The organism is Bacillus sp. JHAA (assembly GCF_036961585.1).
Taxonomy (GTDB): Bacteria; Bacillota; Bacilli; order Bacillales; family Bacillaceae; genus Bacillus; species Bacillus velezensis.
In genome coordinates this window covers 242,922-267,025 of sequence record NZ_JBAMDE010000004.1, presented here as the reverse complement: position 1 = coordinate 267,025, position 24,104 = coordinate 242,922, and the positions used below count along the sequence as shown (strand labels likewise).

The following is a 24,104-nucleotide window of genomic DNA, read 5'->3' as shown; positions in this document are numbered from 1 at the left end:
CCCCTTTGTCAGATCAGCCATTCCATTTTGAGCCTTGCTTTCAGCTCCTTCAGCTGCTGTTCCTTCTCTAAAAGCAGCAGTTCCGCTTCCTCCAGCGAAACGGCCCGGAACGTGATATGTTCCCCCGGCATCGTTTGGGCGACGAGAGGAAGATCAGCGGATATGATATGCGCCATCCGCGGATAGCCCCCCGTCGTCTGTCTGTCAGCCAGCAGAATAATCGGATTGCCGTCCGGCGGCACCTGCACTGTTCCGAACGTCACGGCCTCAGATACCATCTCCAGCGGCTCCCGCAATTCAAGCGGAGCGCCCTTCAGCCGGTAGCCCATTCGGTCGGATTGAGGCGTGACCGTATATGACTCTTGATGAAAACGCAATTTTGCTTCTTCTGTAAAAGCGTGAAATTGAGCGCCTTCAAGCACTCGTATGACCGGATTTTTTTTCAGCGGCAGAAATCCTCTGCTGCTGACAGACCAATCAGGCGCTGAGAAACCATGCTGTCCGAAAGAATCGCTCAGACGGTACGCGATTGATTCCGAACATGGCGTCATACGGCCGAGCGGCAGCTCATCATCTTTTTGCAGCGCTCTTCCGCAAAAACCGCCGATCCCCGCTCTGACATACGTGCTTTTGCTTTCCATGACGGCGGGCACGTCAAATCCCCCCGCGACGGCGAGATAAGCGCGGCTCCCCATCTTGCACGGCCCGAATGAGACGACGCTGTTTTCCTTTATCAAAACCGGTTTCCATAGAGGGGCGGGCTCCCCATTAATATGAAGGGCGAAATCAGCTCCCGTGACGGCAATAACCGCAGGTTCTGAAAATTCAAAGGAAGGCCCGGGCCCCATGAGCGTAATTTCCAGTCCCGCCTCTTTTTCTTGATTTCCGGCAAGAAGATTGGCGATGCGCAGTGAGATCGTATCCATTGCCCCGCTTCCCAGCACACCGTATTTCTGATATCCCGTCCGCCCCGTGTCCTGAACCGTCGTCAAGAGACCGGGCTTTACCACTTTCATACTCATTCGGCTCCCTCCTTGATGCGGCTGTACTCCTCTGCCGTGATCCGGACGAATTTCACCGTATCGCCCGCTCTCAAAAGACTCGGCGGATGTTCTTCCGGCCTGAAAAGACGGAGCGGGGTGCTGCCGATCAGCTGCCAGCCGCCGGGAGTGGATATCGGATACACACCGGTCTGCATTCCCGCGATTCCTACTGAACCGGCCGGGATGGACGGCCTTGGCGACGCCTTTCTCGGCGCTCTGATCCGCTCAGACATTCCTCCTAAAAACGGAAATCCCGGCGCAAATCCGAGCATATAAACGAGATATTCGCCTTCAGTATGAATGCGGATGACGTCTTCCGAGGTCAGATCGTTCATCTCAGCGACCTCTTCTAAATCGGGACCGAAATCACCGCCGTAGCAAACGGGGATTTCCATCACCCGGCGCTCTTCTTTGCGGCCGGTCATTATATGGCTGAGACGTTCTGTCACTTCTTTCTTGACCAGGGCAAAAGGAGAGACGCCTTTTTTTATGTTTGAGACGGCATACACATCATAAAAGATCGTTAAGCTTGTGAATGCCGGAATACATTCAACGAAGCCCGGAAACGGCCGTTCTTCCATACAGGCTGCCGCCGCATGCACCCGGCTGTTGACCTCTTCGCTGATGTGCCCGCCAAAGCGGATGATAACGGCGGAATCACCGTACGGCTGTATATCAAGCGCTGTATTTCCGCTATACTGCATCATTGTCATCACCTCGTTGTATTCTTTCTCACTTACAGGACAGCAAGCGATTCATTTCGTATATCGGTGATCAGCATGTGCCCCGGTGAATGTGTTATTACGATGTCAGGCTTTGCTTCCATGATCACCGCCTGGGGCGTAACGCCGCAAGCCCAGAATACGGGAACTTCACCTTCCCGCACCGTTACGGCATCTCCGAAATCCGGCTGATGCAAATCGCTGATACCGATGCTTTGCGGATTTCCGATGCGGACGGGGGCGCCGTGCACGGCGGGAAAACGTGACGTGACCTGCGCCGCGCGGACTGCAAGCCTTTCCGGAATCGGTCTCATGCTGACGACCATCTTTCCAGAAAACGGGCCGGCGGGAACACAGTCAATGTCTGTTTTATACATGGGGACATTCACACCCTCATCGATGTGCCTGATTGGAATGTGCTGATTAATAAGGGCTTGCTCGAATGAAAAACTGCAGCCGATTAAAAACCCGACATAATCATCCTTCCAATACGGCGTAATATCCGTTACCTCTTCAGTAAGCACGCCATGCCGATAAATCCTGTATTTCGGAAAGTCCGTCCGGATATCAGCTCCCGGCGCAGCTATTGCCGGAACGGGTGAACCCGCATCCGTCACATCCAGCACCGGACAAGGCTTTTGATTGCGCTGGCAGAATAAGAGAAAATCAAAGGCCAGATCCTTTTGCAAAACGACGAGATTGGCTTGTGCGTAAGAAGCGGCCATCCCCGCCGTCGGCCCGGTCATCTGCCCCTTCCTGACCAGCTGTCTGACTTCTTCGGGGCTCATGTCACTCATATGGTTTTTCATATCATCAGCTCCATAGCTGCGGCATTTGCGTAAATAATGTATAGATGCCCATAACCGCCATGACAACCACTACGATCGCCCCTGCAATCGTGAGCCAGATCGGATGCTTGTAATCGCCGACGATTTTTTTCTTATAAGCGCCCAACAGAATCATCGCTAATGCAAGCGGCAGAATTAAGCCGTTAAGCGAACCGACCGCGACCAGAATTTTGGCAGGCTGGCCGATCGTAACAAAAATAAGAGTGGATACGATGATAAAACCGATAATGACGCCATGTGAGTGCTTTTCTATTTTTGTTGAAAATGATTTGAAAAATGATACCGATGTATAGGCGGCGCCGATGACAGACGTGATAGCGGCAGACCACATGATGACGCCGAAAATTTTATAGCCTACATTTCCCGCCGCAAGCCGGAATACAGAAGCCGCCGGATTATCAGGATCAATGCTCAGGCCCTTTGAGACGACGCCGAGCACGGCGAGAAACAGGGCAATCCGCATAATCGATGTAATCAGAACGCCTGTGATGGAGCTTTTCGTAACCTGAGGGAGGACTTCCTTCCCTTGGATGCCTGAATCAAGCAAACGGTGGCCGCCGGCAAATGTAATGTATCCGCCGACCGTGCCGCCGACAAGCGTCACGATCGCCAGCACACTGATATGATCAGGCATAAAAGTTTTCACAACGGCGTGTCCGACCGGCGGAGCCGTCGTTACGGCAACATACACAGTCAATACGATCATGACGATTCCGGCGATCTGCATAAAACGGTCCATGACTTTTCCGGCTTCCTTTATGACAAAAATCAGCACCGCGACCGCTGCGCTGATTAAAGCGCCGATCTCCGGTTTGATCCCGAATAATACTTGAAGACCGAGACCCGCGCCGCCGATGTTTCCGATATTAAACGCAAGTCCGCCGAGCACGACCAGAAAAGCAATGGCATAACCGGCGCCCGGAAGCACCATATTGGCAATCTCTTGGCCGCGCTTTCCGGAAACCGCGATAATCCGCCATACATTGGTTTGCGCGAAAACGTCCAAAATAATAGAAATTAAAATGATAAATCCGAAGCTTGCCGCCAATGTATTGGTAAACGTGGCCGTTTGCGTCAGAAAGCCGGGCCCGATTGATGATGTCGCCATCAAAAATGTCGCGCCTAAAAGAAGCGACCATTTGCCGGAAGCCTTTCCGGCTGTTTTTTTCTTTTGCTCCATGCTGTCTTCCTCCCTCTGCTGCTCAGTCTTTTGAAAGCGCGCTGATTTGAATGTCTGCCGCTTTTAATTCTTTTTTGATTGTTTTTGCGAATGTGAGGGCGTGGGCTCCGTCTCCGTGAATGCAGACCGTGTCCGCTTTCAGGCTTACAGCTTGTCCCTTACGTGATGTCACCGTGCTGTCTTTCACCATTTGAATCACTTGACCGACCGCTTTTTTGTCATCCTGAATCAGCGCATCCGGCTCTGAACGCGGCGTCAGCGTGCCATCTTCCTGATAGGTGCGGTCCGCAAACACTTCGCTTGCCGTCCTCAGTCCGATTCGATCTCCCGCTTTAATCAGCTCGCTTCCGGAAAGCCCGAAAAGAATAAGCCCGGGATCAAAATGACAGACCGCCTGAGCGATGGCTTCTGACAGGCCGGGATTGACGGCGGCCATATTATATAAAGCGCCGTGCGGCTTCACATGCTGCATCTCGACACCTTCTGCTTTTAAAAACCCTGACAGCGCGCCGATTTGATACAGCGTCAGATCATACGCTTCCTCGGGCGTAATCGCGATCTGCCGCCGCCCGAATCCCTGCAGATCGAACAGCCCGGGATGAGCGCCGATTTTCACGCCTTTTTCCGCCGCAAGCGCAACCGTTTTGCGCATCACGCTGGGATCACCCGCATGAAAGCCGCAGGCGATGTTTGCAGATGTCACATAATCCAAAATCTCTTCATCCAGTCCGATTTTATAAGCACCGAAACTCTCTCCTAAATCACAATTGATGTCAATCTGAAACATAAGATCCCTCCTGTATTGTAAACGTTTTATATGATTATCATTCCGCTATTCGGAATGACTATTCCGAATTGTTGGATTTCTCTTCATTATATTTATTTCTGACAGGTTTGAACATCCTTTTGTCAGAAAACCTACCATGGGACCTAGTCACAAATCTGACAAAACAAAAAAAAGAGAGTCTCATACTGAGACTCTCTCTTTTTTCTATTATAACACCCAGTGGCGGATCGCTTTGGCGACCCCGTTTTCCGTGTTGACATCAGTCACCCAGTCAGCTGTTTCTTTCACAATGTCCTGCGCATTCCCCATGGCGACGCCGACACCCGCTTTTTCAATCATGGCAATGTCATTCAGACTGTCACCCATGGCCATCACATTTTCCATCGTGAAGCCGAGTTTATCCGATACCTTCGCCAGCGCAGCCGCTTTGTTGATACCGAGGGCATTGACTTCGATGTTGATCGGACTGGAGTTTGTGATCTCGAGCTCCTTGTATTCCTTGAGCTCTTTCAGCACCTCATTCCGCACTTCGTCATCCTCGATTTCGAATCCGAACTTGAGCCACTGATGATCCGTAATCGTTTCCGGGAATTCCCCTCTCCACACTCTATCGACGGTAGAGGCCCAGAAATTCGTGTTGTGCTTATTCCTCAGATCCCATAATTTTTGAATATGATCGGTATGAAGAAGCTTGCGCTCAACCAGCTCAAAGTTGGAATCCCAGATTTCGCTGCCGTTTGCCGTGATTAAAAAGGATGACAGCTCGAGAGACTCAGCCAGTTCGCGGCAGGTCATCAGCGTGCGTCCTGTGCTGATGACGACGTGAATTCCTTTCGCCTCCGCTTCCTTGATCGCCCGCCGGTTTTCCTCCGGGATGAGCTGCTCGTCATTGAGCAGGGTTCCGTCCATATCAATCGCGATCAGTTTAATATCTGCGTCTTCTCTTTGTATCGGCATATATGTACCTCACTTTTTATAATGTAGTCGTCTCTATTTTAATACATATGACCCGCAGGAACAAAAAACCGCTTCCTGCGTTTGGCGGGGAGAACGTTGAGGAAAAGAAATATTGAGGTGATGGAGGATGAAAGAAAGAAAACAAAAGAACAAACCGAATGAAAATCCTGAACATCATGATTTAACCGATCCGATTCCGCTGGAAGAGCTGAAGGAAAACGCCAATGACGAAAAACACAAACATGACCAAAGGGACAATTCACAAAGTGAAAGAGATTATGATACAAAATAACACGCTTGTCCGAAAGCCGCCGATGGAGGCGGCTTTTTTTACGATGGCTGGATAAATATGCTGAGCTCAGCTTCCGCCACAGGCTTCCCGGCAACGGACGCTTTCGCCCGGCCGAACACAAAACCGCGTCTGATTCGCGTGACCTCAAAAAAAAGATCCAGACGGTCTCCCGGCAAAGCGGCACCTAACCTTTCCGCTTTCTTCACCGCGGATAAGAGACCGAGGCCGTCACCGCCGGTAATTCCCGCGCAAGCCGCCGTTTGGGCCATTGCTTCAACGACGAGCGAAAATGGCATCTCTCTTTGGGATTCAGTTATAAACCAGTCATTTTCACTGATGTTTTTGTAAGCAGCCGCCCATTTTCCGGCTTCACTGTTCGTCGTGCCGTCAATCAAAAGAAACGGAAAACGATGGGGCAATAGCTTCTGATTCATCACGCAGCCTCCCTTCCCTCTCATTATAACGCAAGAAAAAACCCGCGTCCCCCGACGCGGGTTCATTTTTATTGATTGAGCTTTTTGAGCACGATGCCGTGCAGCGGTTCATGCGGCTGAATACCGCAAATGTCTTGAAGAACGCGGCTCGTGCCTTTTTCCGCGATAAGCTTTTGCAGCTCAACCGCTTCCGGATCATCCTGATAGTCAAAGCGCAGGGCGGCGGCGATGCCTTCTGCCAGCGCGTTCGGTTCTTTTATTTTTTTGGCCGGCCCTACTAATCTGTCATTCGCTCCGAGTTTTCTGAGCGGTGATCTGGCGACCCTCGTCACATCATCCGTGATGTATTCATTTTCAAAGCGGCCGATGATTTTTTTCATGTACTGCTCGTGTTCGGATTGCTTAAAGCCGTACGCTTTCACTAAGTACTCGCCCGTTTCTGAAAGTGCATCGTACACGACACGCCGGATTTCCGGATGGCCGATGGCCTCTTTGACGGTTTTTAATCCGCGCTGATAGCCGACGTACGCCGTAACGGCATGACCGGTATTGACGGTAAACAGCTTTCTCTCGATGAAAGGCGTAAGATCATCCGTAAACAACGCGCCTTCCAGTACCGGCTGGCCGCCGGCAAAGCCGGTTCTGTCTATGACCCATTCAAAAAACGGTTCTACGGATACTTTCAGCGGATCTTCATGGTGGTGAATCGGCACGATCCGATCCACCGCAGAATCCGGGAAGCCGACCGTCCGGTTCACGAGTTCCCGCTCCGCTTCCGTCAAATGTCCGAAAACTTCTTTTTTCAGAAAACTGCTGCCGCCGATCATATTTTCACAGGCAATGATATTGAGAGGCTCAGAGGACGTTTTGCGCTTCAGCCCTTCCGCGATGGACGGGGCGATGAGTCTGAGAACGTTCGGGCCCACCGCCGTCGTAATGATCGCCGCTTCATTGATCAGCCTGTACAGCTCTTGTTCTTGCACCGCGCTGTTGATGGCTGAAACGGGGCCGATGATTTCTGTCTGCCGGCCGCCGTCGGCAAGCTCCACGGTATATTCCTTCTTTTCATTGAGAAGGCTGACCATCGTTTCATTCACATCAGCGAAAACTACCTCATAGCCGGAATGATGGAGCAGGGCGCCGATAAAGCCCCGCCCGATGTTTCCCGCTCCGAAATGAAGGGCAATCATGTCAGTTCACCTCGCTGAAAATAGCGGCCAGTTCTTCTTCCGTCTTTGCACTGATCAGCCGTTCGATGTTTTCTTCCTCTGAGCAGATGATGGCGATGTTTGACAGAATGTCTAAGTGTTCATTGTTTTTTCCGGCGATACCGAAAACGACCTTTGCCGTATTGCCTTCACCGTATTCCACACCGTCCGGAATCTGGATGACGGAAATGCCTGAATGAAGCACCTCATCCTTTGCATCTTCCGTGCCGTGCGGGATCGCGATGAAATTCCCCATAAACGTGGATGATGTTTCTTCACGTTCGAACATTTTTTCCACATAGCCGTTCTTCACGTAGCCGTTATCAATCAATGTCTGTCCCGCGAGGCGGATGGCATCCTCCTTTGAGTTCACCGTCTGGTTCAGTTTGATGTTCGCTTTAGCCAATACTTCCATGATGAAAATCCCTCTTTCTGTTTGATTAGTTTTTAAGCTTTTCAATCAGTTCATCGTATTTCGGGCTGTTCAAGAAATTATCAACCGAAATGTGCACCGCCTGCGGCAGCTTCGCTTTCGCGCGGTCAGTCAGGTCCTTATGCGTAATGACGATATCCGCGTCATTCGGCAGATTATTGATCGACGTATTTGTCACATCAATATCCAGGTCTGCTTTTTTCACTTTGTTTCTTAAAATGGAGGCGCCCATTGCGCTCGATCCCATACCCGCGTCACACGCGAAGATAATGCGGCTGACTTGGTCGGCGGAAATATCAGCGGCGCTGTTTTCCGGCTCTTCCTCTTTGTCTGCCAACGCGGCCGCCGCTTCACTTTTCCTGCCTTTCATTTCCTGCATTTTTTCCGCCGCGGCTGTCAAATCTTCTTCGCCCGCTTTAGACGATTTCAGAATAAGCGCCGAGACGATAAACGATACGGCCGCGGCAACGATGACGCCCGCCAGCACGCCGAGGTAGCTTCCTTTCGGCGTCAGCGCCAAAATGGCGATGATGCTTCCCGGAGATGATGCCGCGACAAGACCCGCGTTAAAGATCGAGAATGTAAGCAGTCCGCTCGCTCCCCCGGCGATCGCCGCGAGGATCAGCATCGGTTTCATTAAAATGTAAGGGAAATAGATTTCATGAATCCCCCCGAAGAAATGAATGATCGCCGCTCCCGGGGCCGTCGATCTTGAAGAGCCTTTCCCAAAGAACATATATGCCAGTAAAATACCGAGTCCCGGCCCGGGGTTCGCTTCCACTAAGAACAGAATGGATTTACCCGCTTTGGCGGCCTGCTCGATTCCGATCGGACTTAAAATGCCGTGGTTGATCGCGTTATTCAGGAACAGGACTTTCGCCGGTTCTACGAAAACGCTTGCAATCGGCAGCAAATTCGCGTGGACAATGACTTCCACACCCGCCGCCAGCAATTTGTTTAGAGACAGGACAACCGGGCCGATCGCATAAAACGCGATAATCGTGAGCACAGCTCCGATAATTCCCGCCGTGAAGTTGTTGATCAGCATTTCAAAACCCTGTCTGACTTTATCTTTAAACACACGGTCTAATTGTTTAATGAGATAACCGCCCAAAGGCCCCATAATCATTGCCCCTAAGAACATCGGAATGTCCGCTCCGACAATGACTCCGATGGCCGCCGTCGCTCCGACGACTCCCCCGCGGTGATCGTAAATCATTTTTCCGCCCGTATATGCGATTAAAAGCGGCAGAAGATACGTAATCATCGGGCTTACCAATGTATTCAGCTGCGGATTCGGAAACCACCCCTTAGGTATAAACAGCGCGGTGATAATTCCCCATGCGATAAATGCGCCGATATTCGGCATGATCATACCGCTTAAATAACTGCCGAACCGCTGTATCTTCACTTTCATGCCAGCTTGCTGTTCTTGCTGCATGTTCATTCCCTCCCTGTTTGCTTGCCTTCAGATGAAAATAAATAAGACACGGGGTTTCTCTCTCTCCCCTGTGTCTTCATCATAAAACGCTTACAATCCCCATTCAATGAAAAGTAAAGAGGAGTTTGGCACAGAGACTGTGACAACTCCTTAACAAAAAAAAGACACCTCATCAAAGGTGTCTTACCGCTTTCTGTATATAATGTGTCCTTTTGTGACGACGAGTTTGGCAATGAGCCGCTCACTGATAATAAACACCGGATACGCACATACGAGCGCGAAAATGGCGGCCGGCACATACCGCGCTGCCGGAAACATCGGCATGACGGCGGTTCTGGCCATCTGCACAAGATAAATCAAAAGCACCGTGATCGCAATGGCCGCAGCCATAATCGGAGCTGATACTTTATATTCACGCAATTTCACATGGCAATGCCCGCACTGAAACTGGCACGGGATCATGGATGATCTGACCATGTCGCCTGTAATCGGCTTGCCGCAGTTCGGGCAGGTCGTTTCTTTCATGTTTATTCCTCCATTCAACCCTTCTATTATAACAGAGTCTGACTACGTCTTTTACATTTGTGATTGTTCAACATTTTTTCACATATTTTATCATCAGGCTCTTGTGTGCATTTGTGAAAACATCTACTCTTAGAGGGAGGTTCATCACTCATTCGCATCATAAAAAGGAGGATGCAGAATTGCTTCCGATTCACAGACAGCAAACCTTGCTTGAATGGCTGAAAGAAGAGGGCGCGCTGAAAATCTCTGACATAAGCGAGAGATTCGGCGTCTCCGAGATGACCGTGTACAGAGACGTCAATCAGCTGGCGGATGCAAACCGGATTATCCGGACACCCGGCGGCATTACGCTCCCTCCCGTTTCAGAACGAAGCGCCAATCAATGCGGCTATTGCCTGCGGCCGATTCAGCATTCGTATTCTGTTCAGCTTATTACCGTTTCACAAGCCGTTGAGCAGATGTGCTGCATTCATTGCGCGATTTTGCGGTATGAGGATAAAAAGGAAGAAGTGTCCCACGTCATTTGTAAAGATTTTCTTCTCCAGACGACGCTGACGGCCGCTTCCGCATACTTTTTAGCCCATGCCGATATTGACCTTCACTGCTGCCGGCCTCAGGCGATTCCCTTCTCAACGCTTGATTACGCAGAACGGTTTCAAAAAGGATTCGGCGGGGTCATTTGCACCTTTGACGAGGCGGCGGACATCATCTTACACGACAGGCAGAAGGGATGCACCTGCAGCAAGACATAACAACAACCAACCGGAAGGCGGTGTCATCATCCATGAGACAGAACAAACGCTGGCTCATCTTTTTGCTGTTCCTTGTTTTGATTCCGAAAACAAGCTTCGCCCACGCCTACATCACAAACTCAAATCCGGGTGAGAACAGCGAATTAAAACAAGCGCCGAAGCAGATTGAAATTGAGTTTAATGAACAGATTGAAGAAGGCTTCCACTCCATTAAGGTCTATAATTCATCCGGCGAACGGGTCGATGCGGGCAAAACGGTGATTCAAAAAAATGATGCCCGCATCATGACCGCGGCATTGAAAAAAAACCTGCCGCATGATATTTACAGAGCGGAATGGAACGCGGTATCGGCCGACGGACATCCGGTATCCGGCGTCATCCCTTTCAGTATCGGACAAGCCGGCGGAGAACTTCAGGAGCAGACATCATCGCAAGCGGCGCTTCATCCCGAAGCGGCCATCGACCGCGGTATTTTGTACACCGCTCTCTCCCTGTTTATCGGCACGGCTTTTTTCCATCTGTTTTGGTACAGAAATAATAAAGATTCATCAAAAGCAAAACGAACTGTAAAGCTGCTCGTGATTTCTTTATGTGTAACGGGACTCGCGCTTATCTGCCAGCTCCCGATCCAGACGAAAGAAAACGCGGGCGGCGCTTGGAGCGCCGCGTTCCAGCCGGACTATGTAAAAGAAACGCTTCTGAAAACGGCAGGCGGGTACGTCTGGATGATCCAGATCAGCTTATTTATCCTGCTCGCCCTGTCCATGATCCCGCTGTTGAAGAAGAAAGCATTCCGGTCATTTGCGTACTGGACGGCGCCGCTGTTGTTCTTCTTCGCTTCGCTTTTGGCAAAAGCATTCGCCGGGCATGCGGCGGTTATCGACGAAAAAGCGGTCGGCATCGCGATGGACTTTCTCCATTTATCGGCCGCTTCTGTATGGATGGGCGGTATCGCCGCGCTTGTGCTGCTTCTTTCATCAGAGTGGAGAAAACCCGATAAAACCATCGCTTGGGAAACGGTCAGACGGTTTTCTCCTTGGGCGTTCGCCTCTGTCGGTGTGCTGTTATTTTCAGGTGTGCTGAACGGATTTTTCATTATCCGCACGTTTGATTCACTCTTTCACACCGCTTACGGTAAGACGCTCCTTTTGAAAATCGGACTGTTTGTCATCATGCTTGCGCTCGGCGCTGTTCACGTATGGATGACGAAGTTCAGCAGAAAAAGGAGCATCAGCGCAACGATAAAGGCTGAATGGGCACTAGGCATCGCGGTATTATTTACAACCGCCGTCTTCACAAGCCTGCCCAGCCCGCCGCCGCCTGCGCCATTGCCTTTTAACGGCTCAGAAACGATCGGAAACGGGGAAACCCTGTCCTTGCACATTACGCCGAACCAGCCGGGTAAAAATGAATTTCAAGTCATTGTCACCGATCACAACGGCAGCTTGGTAAAAGACATTCAGCAATTTACGGTCACTGTTTACCAGACGGGCTTCAGCGGCAAACAGCATGAAAGCACCTTTGATTTGAAGAAGACGAAGGAAGGCACATTCGAAGCCGCCAACCTGTCCATCACCGAAAAGGGAAACTGGAAGATCAAAGTCCACGGGCTGACAAACGATTTTAATGAAATCAACCAAATATTCTCAACGACAAACTAAGGAGTGTATCTCATGTTGAAAAAAAAGGCTTTATTATTCATATCCGCCGTGACCCTGTCACTCGTCGGTTTTACGGCGGCAGCAAGCGCCCACGTCTCAGTCAAACCGGCGGAATCCGCCGCTGGTTCTTGGGAAACGTACACGATGAAAGTGCCTGTGGAAAAGAATGAGCCGACAACGAAAGTCGTGCTGAAAGTGCCCGCCGGCGTTGAATTTCAGCAATATCAGCCGATTCCGGGCTGGAAAACATCCGTATCCAAACATGATGACAAAGCGGTCTCCGTCACTTGGGAAGCAAAGGACGGCGGCATCCAGCCCGGCCAATTCCAGCAGTTCACGTTCGTTGCGAAAAATCCTGAAAAGAGCGGAGATGCCGCTTGGGACGCTTACCAATATTACAAAGACGGCAGCATTGTAGAATGGACGGGTGATGAGAAAGCCGACACGCCTCACTCGATTACGAAAATCACGAAATCGGCCAGCGTGACGGATGCGCACGGAGCTGAACAGTCAAACGAAGAAAGCAAATCCGGCGTATCAGCGCTTGATATTGCAGCAATCGTTCTGTCAGCTGCGGCGATTATCCTTTCCATCGCGGCGCTTGTAAAGAAAAAACGCGCGTAAGCAAAAAGCGATCCGGCTCTAAAGAGCCTGCGATCGCTTTTTTTCTTATCCGCGGCCTGCCTGGAATGACGGATATTTGGTCATTCCCCCGTCAGCAAACAGCGTAATGCCGGTTACGTAGCTTGATTCCTTTGAAGCAAGCCAGACGGCGACAGCCGCGATTTCTTCCGGCTCACCGATATATCCCATCGGAATCATGCTTTCCACATCTTTTTTCTGAACGGGATCCGCAAATTTTTCCGCGTTGATCGGCGTATTGATGGCTCCCGGTCCGATATTGTTGACACGGATGCGCTTCGGCGCGTACTCAAGCGCCAGCGTTTCCGTCATCAATTTGATGCCGCCTTTACTCGCCGCGTAGTGAACAAACAGAGGCCATGGAATCATTTCATGTACGCTTGACATGTTAATGACGTTTCCTTGAATATCATTCTCTACGTAATATTTAATGGCTTCGCGGCTTCCTAAGAAAGCGCCGGTCAGATTGGTATTGATGACTTTGTTCCAGTCTTTAAGCGGCATTTCATGTGACTGAACCGGATTTTCCATGCCGGCGTTATTGATCATGACATCCAATGTCCCGAATTCCTTCACCGCGGTCTGCACGATGTTTTTGACATCTTCTTCTTTTGTGACGTCTCCTTGAACGATGACCGCTTCGCCTCCCGCTTTTTGAATCTCTTCTTTAACGGTTTGGGCGTCTTTTTCATTACTATAGTAGTTAACCACGACTTTCGCCTGCTCCTGTCCGAAGCGGATCGCCATCGCTTTTCCTAATCCTGATGAAGCTCCCGTAATGGCAACGACTTTTCCTTTTAAATCCGTGTACATGTTCAAACCTCCTGCATTTGTTATGAATTTGATTTCGCAACGCCTAAGAATACCGCGGCCACAATGATCAGGATAATCCCGATGGCAATGGCGACCAGCTGACGCTTCGTTTTGCTCTCACGGAGAATAAAGATTCCGCCGAGCGTGCTGATGACGATCCCCATTTGAGAGAGGGAAAAACTTGTCGCAACTCCAACGCGCGGCTGTGAGATGAACAGAAACATATTCCCGAGCGCCCAGATGATTCCCGGCAGAATGTTCTTGAGGGCGTACTTATTAAACGGTTTATGCTTGTACGTCAGGAGCAGTCCGCCGATGACCATCCCGATCGCCTGCGGCAGGAGCGCTGACCATCCGGATACGCCGAACAGCCGGGCCACAACGACATAGACCAAATAACCGAGCGTGGAGATCAGCAGGATGACAATGCCTTTTTTTAAGTTTCCCGGTTCTCCGTCCGCCCGCCCCTTTTTATCTTCTAAAGATGTGAGCACAATCCCGATGATGATAAAAATAAGGGCGAGAATACCCAGCGTAATCGCGATCGGGGTTGACCATTCTTTGAATACGATCACACCGAACAAAGAAGTCGAGACGAGCTGCATTCCCGTTGATATCGGCATCGTTTTTGAAACGCCCATCAGCTGTATGCTTTTAAGCTGATTGCTTTGGCCGAGCGACCAAAACAGCCCCGAGATGATGCCGACAATAAAAATGCGCCCAGACAGCACCGGGTGGACAAACAGATACAACACAAACGAAACGATGAGCGCCCCGATTGTCGTTCCCAGCGTCTGGCTGTAAGGCCCGCCGCCTAATTTGACGTTAAATAACACGATGCTCCCCCAAAATAAAGCCGGGAGAAGAGCCAGTAATATATCCATGATGGCGACCTTCTTTCAATCGTATTTGCTGTTATTTTGTCTGGAATCGAACCGATTATTCCCGCTAGATCAAAAAAGCCTGCCGGCGATATTCACCGGCAGACTGCTCAATAAAAACAGCCCCGCTTAGAAGCGGGGCTTTCTTTTCGGCTCATTAAAGTCCGATAGACATGTATTTGGTTTCCAGGTACGGCTCAATGCCTTCCGTACCGCCTTCACGGCCGATGCCGCTTTCTTTCATTCCTCCGAACGGCGCTTGAACCGCGGACGGACCGCCGTCATTCCAGCCGATGATGCCGTATTCAAGCTGTTCAGAAATATAGATGCCGCGGCGGTAGTTTTCTGTGAAGAAATAAGCCGCAAGCCCGAACGGCGTATCGTTCGCAAGCTTGATCGCTTCATCAATATCTGAGAACGTAACGATCGGCGCAACCGGGCCGAATGTTTCTTCATGCATGATGTTCATGGATGTATCTACATTTGACAGCACGGTCGGTGTCACGAAATAGCATCCTTTTTCATCGTTTTGGTCATACGTTCCGCCCGTGAGCACTTTTGCGCCTTTTTCCACGGCGTCATTAATTTGGCCGACGATTTTATCGAAGCCTTTTTTGTTGATGACAGGGCCGACGTTTACGCCTTTTTCAAGACCGTTTCCGACTTTGAGTTTCGCAGCTTCTTCACTCAGTTTTTTCGCAAACTCGTCTTTTACGGATTCGTGTACGATCAGCCGGTTCGCACAGACGCAGGTTTGGCCGGCATTTCTGAATTTAGAGGCCATTGTTTGGGCTACTGCCAGATCAAGATCAGCGTCTTCATCCACGATCAGCGGCGCATGTCCGCCAAGCTCCATTGACATATGTTTTACGGTGTCGGCGCTGTTTTTCATCAGGATTTTGCCGACAGGCGTTGAGCCGGTAAAGGTAATTTTGCGGATTTTCGGGCTGCTGGTGAAGACGTTTCCGATTTCGGCTCCGTCACCGATTACCACTTGCAGCACGTCCTTCGGAATTCCCGCTTCATATGCGAGACGCGCAAGGGCGTAAGCGGAAAGCGGCGTATCCTCCGCCGGTTTGATGATGAACGTACAGCCTGCCGCCAAAGCGGGCGCGGCTTTTCTTGTAATCATCGCATTCGGGAAATTCCACGGCGTGATCGCGGCTACCGGGCCGACCGCCTGACGGGTGACGACAATCCGTTTGCCCGTTGTCGGCGCAGGTACTGTTCTGCCGTAAATCCGTTTTGCTTCTTCGGCGAACCATTCAATATAGCCGGCGCCGTATAAAACTTCTCCGACCGCTTCTTCGTACGGTTTGCCGTTTTCTTTCGTAATTAATTCCGCAAGTTCTTCTTTATTTTCAACAATCAGCTCATACCATTTTCTCAAAAGTGAGGCACGTTCTCCCGCTGATGTTTTGGACCATGATTGAAACGCTTGATGTGAACGTTCAATCGCTTTTTCAACATCTTCGGCCGTCTGCTGGGGGATGCTTTCGATCGCCTCTCCCGTTGCCGGGTTGTACACTGTTAATTGTTCTGGCATATTGAACATTCCTTTCTCTGCTATAGTAAAGCCATTGAATGCTGGTTGATGTATCTCACACTTTCATGATAGCAGACACATCCGCCGGCATTCCAATAATTGAACTCACAGAGCTGCTTCGATAATGGAAAGGCCTTCTTTGAGCTGCTCATCCGTCACGACAAGCGGCGTCAGGAATCTGATAATGTTGCCGTTAATGCCGGCCGTCAGCAGCAGCAGTCCGTTCTCGTTCGCCGTTTTGGCGATCGCCGCGGCTTTTGCTTTGTCCGGTTCCCGCGTGTCCGGATCTTTGACAATTTCGATGGCCGCCATCGCGCCGAGTCTGCGCACTTCTCCGATACAGGCATGCTCTTTTTTCCACTCGAGCGCTTGATGCTCGATGATCCGGCCGATCTCCTCGGAACGCTGATTCAGCCCTTCTTCTTCAATAATATCCAAGACCGCAAGCGCAGCCGCACAGCCGAGCGGGCTTCCCGCATATGTGCCCCCGAGTTCCCCCGGCGCGGCGGCATCAAGCATTTCCGCCCGGCCGATGACGCCGCTCAGCGGCAATCCGGCCGCAAGTGATTTGGATACGGTGATCAAATCCGGAACGGCTCCGAAATGCTCAATCGCAAAATACGTTCCCGTTCTGGCAAAACCGGTCTGAATCTCATCCGCCACAAAAACGATGCCGTGTTTTTGACAAAAAGCGGCGACGTGCTGGACGAAACGTTTTGACGGAATGATGAAGCCGCCTTCTCCCTGAACCGGCTCCATGACGACACAGGCGACGGTTTCCGGTGCAACTGCGGCGATAAAGAAATCCTCAAAAGCGCTGATGATAAAGTCGTCATACTGCTCGTCGCTCATGCCGGCCGGCTTTTGATAATAGTAAGGAAACGGCGCCTGATACACCTCTGAGGCAAACGGGCCGAAACCGAATTTATAAGGCTTCACCTTGCTCGTCATGCTCATCGTCATGTTCGTGCGGCCGTGGAACCCTCTTGTAAATGACACGACAGCCTGGCGCTTCGTGTATTTTCTGGCGATTTTCACGGCGTTTTCCACCGCTTCCGCCCCCGAATTGAGAAAAATCGCTTTTTTCGCATGATCTCCCGGCGCAAGGGCGCAAAGTTTTTCGGCCAGCTCAATATAAGACGGATACATCATGACGTTAAATCCCGGGTGAATCAGATCCTCCGCCTGTTTCTTCACGGCCTCCACCACTTTCGGATGGGAATGGCCGACATTCAGCGTTCCGATCGCTCCGGCAAAATCAATGAATCGTCTGCCGTCCAAATCGTACAAAAGCGCCCCTTCCCCTTTTACCGCCATGCTGCGGTTTCCGTTGCCGACCCCCTTGGAAACGAATTGATCCCGTTTTTGCTGCCACTGGGCAGTTGTCACTTCCGATGATGCTGTTCGACTCATAGATTCCATCCCCCTGCATTGTTTTCTTATCATTCTGACTTCTTTTTGGTATGATGAAAAGTACCAAAATCAATTTATCCATGGTATCAGAAAGGGGCAGAGTCTGGATGCTGACGATTTCCATTGACCATTCGGAAACGGCGGATTATATCTATCAGCAGATCTATCAGCACATAAAAGCGGCCGTTTTGAAGCGCAGCCTGATGCCTCATACAAAGGTGCCGTCTAAACGGGAGCTTGCCGAGACGCTGAAGGTCAGCGTGAATTCAGTGAATTCAGCTTATCAGCAGCTGCTTTCAGAAGGTTATTTATATGCGGTTGAAAGAAAAGGCTTTTTCGTGGAGGAAATTGATACGGTTTATCATGAAGAAACGCCTTCGCTCTCATTGCCTGATAATTTGAAAGAGCGGGAGACGGATAAAAGCGGCTGGATTTCGTTTTCTCATATGAGCGTGGATACGGCGCATTTCCCCCTGAAAAGCTGGTTCCGCTGTGAGCAGAAAGCAGCCGCCCGTTCATTTCATACACTCGGAGAACTCGTCCATCCGCAAGGTTTATATGAAGTCCGTGAAACAATTTCGCGGCTTATTTCCCTGACAAGGGGCGTTACATGCCGCCCGGAACAAATCGTGCTCGGAGCGGGCACGCAATTGCTGGTGCAGCTGCTGACGGAACTGTTGCCAAAAGACGCGCTCTACGCCATGGAGAACCCGGGATATATGAGGATGTACCGGCTGCTGCAAAACCTCGGGAAAAAGACGGCGACGATCAGCCTTGATGAAAAAGGCATGTCCATGAACGAAATCGAAAAACGCCGGCCCTCTGTATTGATCACCACGCCTTCCCATCAATTCCCCTCAGGCGTGATCATGCCGGCTTCCCGGCGGATTCAGCTTTTAAACTGGGCCGCCGAACAGAACGGCCGCTTCATCATTGAAGATGATTATGACAGTGAATTTAAATATGACGCCGATACGATACCGGCGCTTCAAAGCCTTGACCGGTTTCAAAATGTCATCTACATGGGGACCTTTTCAAAATCCCTTTTCCCAGGTCTGCGCATCAGCTATATGGTTCTGCCGCCCGGGCTTTTGCGGACTTTCAAAGAGAGAACGTATGACCTGCATACGTGCAGCACGCTTGCCCAGCTCGCGCTGAAAGAATTTATCGAATCAGGTGAATATCAGAAACATATTAAAAAGATGAAGCAGCATTATAAGAACATGCGGGAACGCCTCATTTCGGCTTTGGAAGAAACATTCGGTGAAAGAATCAGTGTAAAGGGCGCCAATGCGGGGCTTCATTTTGTCACTGAGTTTGACTGCGCCCGTTCAGAAAAAGAGATATTGGCACGGGCGGATGCAGAACAGCTCGATCTGTTTGCGATGAGCCGGTTCCGTCTGAGAGCGGGAGGCGATTCAAACAAACCGCAGCTTATCCTGGGGTTCGCCCGCCTGAAGGAGAGCGATATTCAAGAAGGCGTCTACAGGCTTTACCGGGCGGTTTTCGGCGCATAAAAAAACCCCCGGAATTCGGGGACTTATTTACCAGCGGTCCGGCTCTGTCTGCAAAATCGCCTCCAGCAGGCCGGGAAACGCCGCTTGTAAATCATCTTTGCGCAGGGAATAATAGCGGTGCTTCCCGTCTATGCGCACCTGGGCGATCCCCGCTTCCCGCAGCACTTTGAAGTGATGGGACAGCGTTGATTTAGCGACCCGGACATCAGCGCAGGTTCCGCACGTTTTTTCTGTTGTTTCCGCCAATTGTTTGACCAGCTCTAAGCGGAGCGGATCACTCAGAGCATGAAGAACCTTTGTCAGCTGTAAGCGTTCGGTTTCAGGATGGTTTGGAATGTTCATGAGTCAAATGTAACACAGATCATCGGCGGGTGACAATTTAGGCGGTGAGGGTTTTTCCTTTACCATTCGCAGCGAAACATGTTACAGTTAGTTCGATAATATTCGAACTATAACAAATTAACCCAATCAGGAGGAATAACCATGATCGTCTTACAGGCTTACATGAAAGTAAAAGCGGATAAACGCGAGGAATTTTTAGGAGAAGCGCAATCACTTGTTCAGCATTCACGCGCGGAAGAAGGAAATGTGCAATACGACCTTTTCGAAAAAGTCGGTGAGGAAAATACATTCGTCATGCTTGAACAATGGAAAGATGAAGAAGCGATGAAATTCCACAACGCAACTGACCATTTCCAAGGATTCGTGGCAAAAGCAAAAGAAGTGCTGAGTGCGCCGCTTGACGTCGTCCGCACAGAACTGTCAGAGTAACGAAAGGATGAATGACATGAACGAAGTCCTTCAATTATTAACAGACCACCGTTCCATCCGCAGCTACACAGATGAACCCGTATCGGATGAACAGCTGGACCTTATCATCCAAGCCGCTCAGGCAGCGCCGACTTCCATTAACGGCCAGCAATTTACCGTTATTGCGGTGAAAGATAAGGAACGGAAGAAAAAAATATCCGAATTGGCGGGCGGCCAGCCGTGGATTGACCAAGCGCCGGTTTTCCTTTTATTCTGCGCTGATTTTAACCGTGCCAAAATTGCGCTTGAAGAGTATAATGATACACCGCTTGAGATCACGAACGGTTTAGAGTCCGTCTTAGTCGGAGCCGTAGATGTCGGGATTGCGCTGGGTACGGCAACGGCTGCGGCTGAATCAATGGGACTCGGCACTGTGCCGATCGGCGCCGTGCGCGGCAAGCCGGACGAACTCATTGAATTGCTGAAACTCCCGAAATACGTTTTCCCGGTTTCCGGTCTCGTCATCGGCCATCCGGCAGACCGCTCCGCGAAAAAACCGCGTCTGCCGCAAGCAGCCGTTCTGCATCATGAAACGTATCAAGAAGAAGATTTAAGAACACATATCGAGGCCTATGACAAGCAGATGTCCGAATACATGAAAAAACGCACCGACGGACAGGAAACGAGAAACTGGTCACAAGGCATCACCTCCTACTATAAGCAGCTTTATTATCCTCACATTCGTGAAATGCTTGAAAAACAAGGGTTTAAGACGGATAAATAAGCGGATCAGCCTGCCGGAACACTCCGGCAGGTTTTTTCTGTTTCTCAAACAAAAGCGTTGACACTGTGTAAAAATTTTTGTTAATATTTTCATCATATACTCATTGGTTTTCTGTGAACCGATGGGTTTTCTATTGTGACGAAAGAAGGAATCTGGGCTTATGAATGATAAGAAAACGGATATTCTGCTGGCGGCAAGAAAGCTTTTTTCCGGGAAAAGCTTTTCGTCGGTTTCGATGCAGGCGATCGCAGAGGAGTGCAAAGTCTCCAAAGCATCTTTATATAAGCTGTTTGAATCAAAGGAAGACCTGCTGTTGGAGCTGCTCGACTTTAACCAGAAACAGATGGTAGCCGCCGCTTCATTATTGAATGAAGAAACAAGCCTCTCCCCTGAGGAACGGTTTGCCAAAAAACTGATGGCTGAGCTTGAAGGCTTCAGGCGCAATCAGCAGTTTTTTAATATGCTGATGTACGGAAGCCCCTCTTCCATTAATGAGCGGGTAAAACGGCATATTCACAGGGCCCGCTCCACCTTTATCTGCTGGCATCGCGATTCACTGATTCAGACGTACGGCGAAGACATTATTCCTTATGTATGGGAGCTGGTGATCGTCCTGCAGGGGCTCCTGAGAGAATGCATCACGCTGATTAAGCTGGAAAAAGAACCGCTCGCCCTGGAGCCGCTCACGGAGTTTATCATCCGCCACCTCAATCTCATCGTCGAAAACAGGACAACCGAGACCGCTTTGCCTCAGGAGATGATTGACCTTTATATCGCCTCCGCTACCTCATTTGAGCCGAAAGACAAAACCGTATTGCTGGCTGAAAGCCTGAAGGAACTGAAAGAAGCCGTCTCAGCCCTTCCGGAGGAAAAATATGACGCCGCAGGACTCGCTTCCGCGGCGGCTATGCTGGAGAAAGAATCAGCGGACAAACAGCCGCGGGATTTTCTCATCAAAGCGCTCATCGGTTATTTGGAGCAGGCCGGACCGCTGCACCAGCCGCTTGCAGCCATTAAAACATTGCTCAAACTATAAAGAAAGAAGGAATCAGCTTGAATAAGAGTATTAAAACTGCACCATACAACCGCTCTGTCATTGTCGGGATTCTTTTGGCGGGAGCGTTCGTCGCCATTTTGAACCAGACACTGCTTATCACGGCGCTGCCGCACATTATGAATGACTTCAATATAGACGCCAACAAAGCGCAATGGCTGACAACATCGTTTATGCTGACGAACGGGATTTTGATTCCGATTACCGCGTTTTTAATAGAGAAATTCACAAGCCGCACCCTCTTGATTTCCGCCATGAGTATTTTCACGGCGGGCACCATTGTCGGCGCATTCGCACCGAACTTTCCGGTGCTCTTGACGGCCCGGATTATCCAGGCGGCCGGTGCCGGAATTATGCTGCCGCTCATGCAGACGGTATTTCTCACGATTTTCCCGATGGAAAAGCGCGGCCGCGCCATGGGTATGGTCGGCTTAGTTATTTCGTTCGCGCCGGCGATCGGCCCGACGCTTTCCGGATGGGCGGTCGAAGCATTCTCTTGGCGGTCTTTGTTTTATATCATCTTCCCGATCGCAGTCATCGATTTGCTTTTAGCGATTATTCTGATGAAAAACGTCACGACATTACGAGAAACACAGATTGATATTTTATCCGTGGTCTTATCGACCCTCGGATTCGGCGGTCTGCTTTACGGCTTCTCAAGCGCCGGTTCATCAGGGTGGACCAGTGCTGAAGTGCTGACTTCGCTGCTTGTCGGAGCGGTCGCGCTGATTTTCTTTATCGCAAGACAGATGAAGCTCAAAAAACCGATGCTGGAATTCCGCGTGTTTTCTTTCGGGATTTTCAGCCTGACCACCCTGCTCGGAACGCTTGTTTTCGCGCTGCTGATCGGAACGGAAACTATTCTCCCGCTTTACACGCAAAAAGTCCGGGGCGTATCCGCGTTTGATACCGGATTAATGCTTTTGCCGGGCGCGATTGTGATGGGGATGATGTCTCCGTTTATCGGCCGGGTGTTTGACAAAATCGGCGGAAAGGGCCTTGCGATGACCGGATTCTTCATCATCCTGCTCACGTCCCTGCCGTTTATGAATCTGACGGACTCGACGTCTCTCATTTGGATTGTCGTCGTTTATACCGCGCGGCTTTTGGGAACAGCCATGATTATGATGCCGGTGACGACAGCGGGAATCAACGCCCTGCCGCGCCACTTAATTCCGCACGGCACAGCCATGAACAATACCGTCCGCCAAGTCGGCGGTTCTATCGGTACGGCGCTGCTAGTTTCCGTGATGAGCAGCCAGGCCGCGCACGCAAATGCGACAACTCCGGCAAACGCCGCCCTGCACGGCATGAATGCGGCATTTGTCGTAGCCGCCTGCATCGCGCTGGCCGGCTTCCTCCTATCTTTTATATTGAAGAAAAAACCGCGTCAGCCCGAGCAGCAGCAGGCCGTTACGCGGTAAACCAAAAAGAACCCGATCACGTATGTGACCGGGTTCTTTTTTTACTTCTCGATTCCGTCTTTTACTTCTTTCACCATTTGCGCCATGGATTCCAGGCCGCCTCCTGATAAATACCATGTAGCTGAATCAAGGTAGACAACATGGTTGTTTTTCACGGCTTTCACCGATTTTACATAATCATTTTCAACCACTTGTTTTGTTGAAGATTTTGTGCCGATCGCTGTTCCGCGGTCAACGACAAACATGTAATCAGGGTTTGTTTTGGCGATATATTCATAGGAAATGCTTTGTCCGTGCAATGAGGCTTCGATGTTTTTGTCAGCCGGTTTGACGCCGAACACATCATGAATGAAGCCGTATCTTGATTTAGATCCGAACGCGCTGATTTTGCCGTCGTTCGCCATCACCACTAACCCGTTTTTATCCGTGCTGCTTGTCTTTTTCTTCAGATCCGCAATGGATTTGTCAATTTTCGCAAGCTTATCTTTCACTTCATTTTCTTTGTTGAAGATTTTGCCAATCACTTCGGTGTTGTGCTTGAATCTGTCAACGTAGTTTGTATAGTCATCATCAAGATAAATCGTGGGCGCGATTTTTGAGAACTCTTTAAAAGAATCAGATTGTCTGTGGGCGATAATGATTAAATCCGGATCAATATCCGCGACTTTTTCAAAATCCGGTTCTTTTAAACCGCCGGTATTGGCGTATTTATCACTTTTATATGAAGATAAGTATTTTGGAAGGTTTTGTTTCGGAAGTCCCGCCACGTGATCCTGTAAACCGAGTTCATCCATCGTATCCAGCATTCCGAAGTTGAATACGACGACTTTTTTCGGATTCTTCGGCACTTTGACGCCTTCTTTGTTCAGGTCATCTTTGATTGTGATTGTTTCTTTTGATTTGCCTGATGTTTTGTCCCCGTTTCCGCATGCAGAAACAACAAAAATCGTAACGAGTGCAATGATTAGCAATGCGAATTTTTTCATGACTTTCACCT

General features: G+C 50.2%; 26 protein-coding genes. 9 read left to right on the top strand and 17 right to left on the bottom strand.

Translation table 11 applies throughout. The features are described 5' to 3' along the window. Positions 1-8: 8 nt before the first annotated feature. The 6 genes from V7728_RS11415 to V7728_RS11390 all read right to left on the bottom strand — a co-directional run bounded on the left by V7728_RS11415 (position 9) and on the right by V7728_RS11390 (position 5,537). Positions 9-1,016, bottom strand: a complete 1,008-nt coding sequence (locus V7728_RS11415) for a biotin-dependent carboxyltransferase family protein (protein ID WP_099567258.1) — start codon at positions 1,014-1,016, stop codon at positions 9-11. 2 nt (positions 1,017-1,018) lie between these two features. Further along, complete coding sequence (gene pxpB, locus V7728_RS11410; protein WP_043021409.1) at positions 1,019-1,750, bottom strand: 5-oxoprolinase subunit PxpB; 732 nt, start codon at positions 1,748-1,750, stop codon at positions 1,019-1,021. 29 nt (positions 1,751-1,779) lie between these two features. Further along, entirely contained in the window at positions 1,780-2,574 is a 795-nt protein-coding gene (locus tag V7728_RS11405) for a putative hydro-lyase (RefSeq protein ID WP_099566401.1), read from the bottom strand. 4 nt (positions 2,575-2,578) lie between these two features. Further along, positions 2,579-3,793, bottom strand: coding sequence for an NRAMP family divalent metal transporter (locus V7728_RS11400; protein WP_099566400.1), 1,215 nt, complete (start codon positions 3,791-3,793; stop codon positions 2,579-2,581). A gap of 22 nt (positions 3,794-3,815) precedes the next feature. Next, positions 3,816-4,580, bottom strand: coding sequence for a 5-oxoprolinase subunit PxpA (locus V7728_RS11395; RefSeq protein ID WP_007410294.1), 765 nt, complete (start codon positions 4,578-4,580; stop codon positions 3,816-3,818). Positions 4,581-4,787: 207 nt separating this feature from the next. Next, positions 4,788-5,537 carry a Cof-type HAD-IIB family hydrolase gene (locus V7728_RS11390; RefSeq protein WP_099566399.1) on the bottom strand — a complete coding sequence of 250 codons (750 nt, stop codon included), beginning with the start codon at positions 5,535-5,537 and terminating at the stop codon, positions 4,788-4,790. A gap of 127 nt (positions 5,538-5,664) precedes the next feature. On the opposite strand from V7728_RS11390, the gene V7728_RS11385 reads away from it, so the two are divergent. Beyond that, positions 5,665-5,829, top strand: coding sequence for a hypothetical protein (locus V7728_RS11385; RefSeq protein ID WP_003156294.1), 165 nt, complete (start codon positions 5,665-5,667; stop codon positions 5,827-5,829). A 38-nt stretch (positions 5,830-5,867) separates the two neighbouring features. Here the strand turns inward: V7728_RS11385 and V7728_RS11380 are convergent, their stop codons facing one another. From V7728_RS11380 to V7728_RS11360, 5 genes are all read right to left on the bottom strand, one after another. Further along, positions 5,868-6,263 carry a 3-hydroxyacyl-ACP dehydratase FabZ family protein gene (locus V7728_RS11380; protein ID WP_003156298.1) on the bottom strand — a complete coding sequence of 132 codons (396 nt, stop codon included), beginning with the start codon at positions 6,261-6,263 and terminating at the stop codon, positions 5,868-5,870. 68 nt (positions 6,264-6,331) lie between these two features. Continuing rightward, complete coding sequence (locus tag V7728_RS11375; RefSeq protein ID WP_099566398.1) at positions 6,332-7,453, bottom strand: mannitol-1-phosphate 5-dehydrogenase; 1,122 nt, start codon at positions 7,451-7,453, stop codon at positions 6,332-6,334. 1 nt (position 7,454) lies between these two features. After that, positions 7,455-7,886: a PTS sugar transporter subunit IIA gene (locus V7728_RS11370; protein ID WP_012116817.1), complete on the bottom strand. Its 432-nt coding sequence runs from the start codon at positions 7,884-7,886 to the stop codon at positions 7,455-7,457. Between the two features lie 25 nt (positions 7,887-7,911). Next, positions 7,912-9,351, bottom strand: a complete 1,440-nt coding sequence (locus V7728_RS11365) for a PTS mannitol transporter subunit IICB (protein ID WP_007609434.1) — start codon at positions 9,349-9,351, stop codon at positions 7,912-7,914. Between the two features lie 177 nt (positions 9,352-9,528). Continuing rightward, positions 9,529-9,870 carry a hypothetical protein gene (locus V7728_RS11360; RefSeq protein WP_014416915.1) on the bottom strand — a complete coding sequence of 114 codons (342 nt, stop codon included), beginning with the start codon at positions 9,868-9,870 and terminating at the stop codon, positions 9,529-9,531. Positions 9,871-10,049: 179 nt separating this feature from the next. Between V7728_RS11360 and V7728_RS11355 the strand changes: the two genes are divergently transcribed. Genes V7728_RS11355 through V7728_RS11345 form a run of 3 tightly spaced genes read left to right on the top strand, consistent with a single transcriptional unit; the run spans position 10,050 to position 12,907 of the window. Beyond that, complete coding sequence (locus V7728_RS11355; protein WP_076425699.1) at positions 10,050-10,622, top strand: DeoR family transcriptional regulator; 573 nt, start codon at positions 10,050-10,052, stop codon at positions 10,620-10,622. A 32-nt stretch (positions 10,623-10,654) separates the two neighbouring features. After that, positions 10,655-12,283, top strand: coding sequence for a copper resistance CopC/CopD family protein (locus V7728_RS11350; protein WP_099567257.1), 1,629 nt, complete (start codon positions 10,655-10,657; stop codon positions 12,281-12,283). A gap of 12 nt (positions 12,284-12,295) precedes the next feature. Next, a complete protein-coding gene (locus V7728_RS11345) occupies positions 12,296-12,907 on the top strand; it encodes a YcnI family copper-binding membrane protein (protein WP_099566397.1) in 612 nt (203 codons plus the stop codon). A 45-nt stretch (positions 12,908-12,952) separates the two neighbouring features. Here the strand turns inward: V7728_RS11345 and gdh are convergent, their stop codons facing one another. The 4 genes from gdh to gabT form a co-directional block, all read right to left on the bottom strand. Then, positions 12,953-13,738: a glucose 1-dehydrogenase gene (gene gdh, locus V7728_RS11340; protein ID WP_003156315.1), complete on the bottom strand. Its 786-nt coding sequence runs from the start codon at positions 13,736-13,738 to the stop codon at positions 12,953-12,955. A gap of 20 nt (positions 13,739-13,758) precedes the next feature. Continuing rightward, complete coding sequence (locus V7728_RS11335) at positions 13,759-14,622, bottom strand: RhaT/GlcU family sugar-proton symporter (RefSeq protein WP_003156317.1); 864 nt, start codon at positions 14,620-14,622, stop codon at positions 13,759-13,761. Positions 14,623-14,776: 154 nt separating this feature from the next. Next, positions 14,777-16,165, bottom strand: a complete 1,389-nt coding sequence (gene gabD / locus V7728_RS11330; RefSeq protein ID WP_007410282.1) for a succinate-semialdehyde dehydrogenase — start codon at positions 16,163-16,165, stop codon at positions 14,777-14,779. A gap of 105 nt (positions 16,166-16,270) precedes the next feature. Beyond that, a complete protein-coding gene (gene gabT / locus V7728_RS11325; RefSeq protein WP_023356706.1) occupies positions 16,271-17,578 on the bottom strand; it encodes a 4-aminobutyrate--2-oxoglutarate transaminase in 1,308 nt (435 codons plus the stop codon). Between the two features lie 107 nt (positions 17,579-17,685). Here gabT and gabR point away from each other — a divergent pair, with 107 nt between their 5' ends. Next, positions 17,686-19,095 carry a MocR-like transcriptional regulator GabR gene (gene gabR / locus V7728_RS11320; RefSeq protein WP_099566396.1) on the top strand — a complete coding sequence of 470 codons (1,410 nt, stop codon included), beginning with the start codon at positions 17,686-17,688 and terminating at the stop codon, positions 19,093-19,095. 27 nt (positions 19,096-19,122) lie between these two features. Here the strand turns inward: gabR and V7728_RS11315 are convergent, their stop codons facing one another. Next, the gene (locus tag V7728_RS11315; protein WP_012116810.1) at positions 19,123-19,437 is read right to left on the bottom strand and encodes an ArsR/SmtB family transcription factor; all 315 of its coding nucleotides are present in this window, start codon (positions 19,435-19,437) and stop codon (positions 19,123-19,125) included. 141 nt (positions 19,438-19,578) lie between these two features. Between V7728_RS11315 and V7728_RS11310 the strand changes: the two genes are divergently transcribed. The 4 genes from V7728_RS11310 to V7728_RS11295 all read left to right on the top strand — a co-directional run bounded on the left by V7728_RS11310 (position 19,579) and on the right by V7728_RS11295 (position 23,107). Next, positions 19,579-19,866: a putative quinol monooxygenase gene (locus V7728_RS11310; RefSeq protein ID WP_003156323.1), complete on the top strand. Its 288-nt coding sequence runs from the start codon at positions 19,579-19,581 to the stop codon at positions 19,864-19,866. Positions 19,867-19,882: 16 nt separating this feature from the next. After that, complete coding sequence (gene nfsA / locus V7728_RS11305) at positions 19,883-20,629, top strand: oxygen-insensitive NADPH nitroreductase (protein ID WP_025284232.1); 747 nt, start codon at positions 19,883-19,885, stop codon at positions 20,627-20,629. A 160-nt stretch (positions 20,630-20,789) separates the two neighbouring features. Next, entirely contained in the window at positions 20,790-21,665 is an 876-nt protein-coding gene (locus V7728_RS11300) for a TetR/AcrR family transcriptional regulator (protein WP_099566395.1), read from the top strand. Positions 21,666-21,682: 17 nt separating this feature from the next. Continuing rightward, entirely contained in the window at positions 21,683-23,107 is a 1,425-nt protein-coding gene (locus V7728_RS11295) for an MDR family MFS transporter (RefSeq protein ID WP_025284231.1), read from the top strand. 41 nt (positions 23,108-23,148) lie between these two features. Here V7728_RS11295 and V7728_RS11290 read toward each other — a convergent pair whose 3' ends face one another. Then, on the bottom strand, positions 23,149-24,093 hold the full coding sequence (locus V7728_RS11290; protein ID WP_095352402.1) for a siderophore ABC transporter substrate-binding protein: 945 nt from the start codon (positions 24,091-24,093) through the stop codon (positions 23,149-23,151). Between the last annotated feature and the right edge of the window lie 11 nt (positions 24,094-24,104).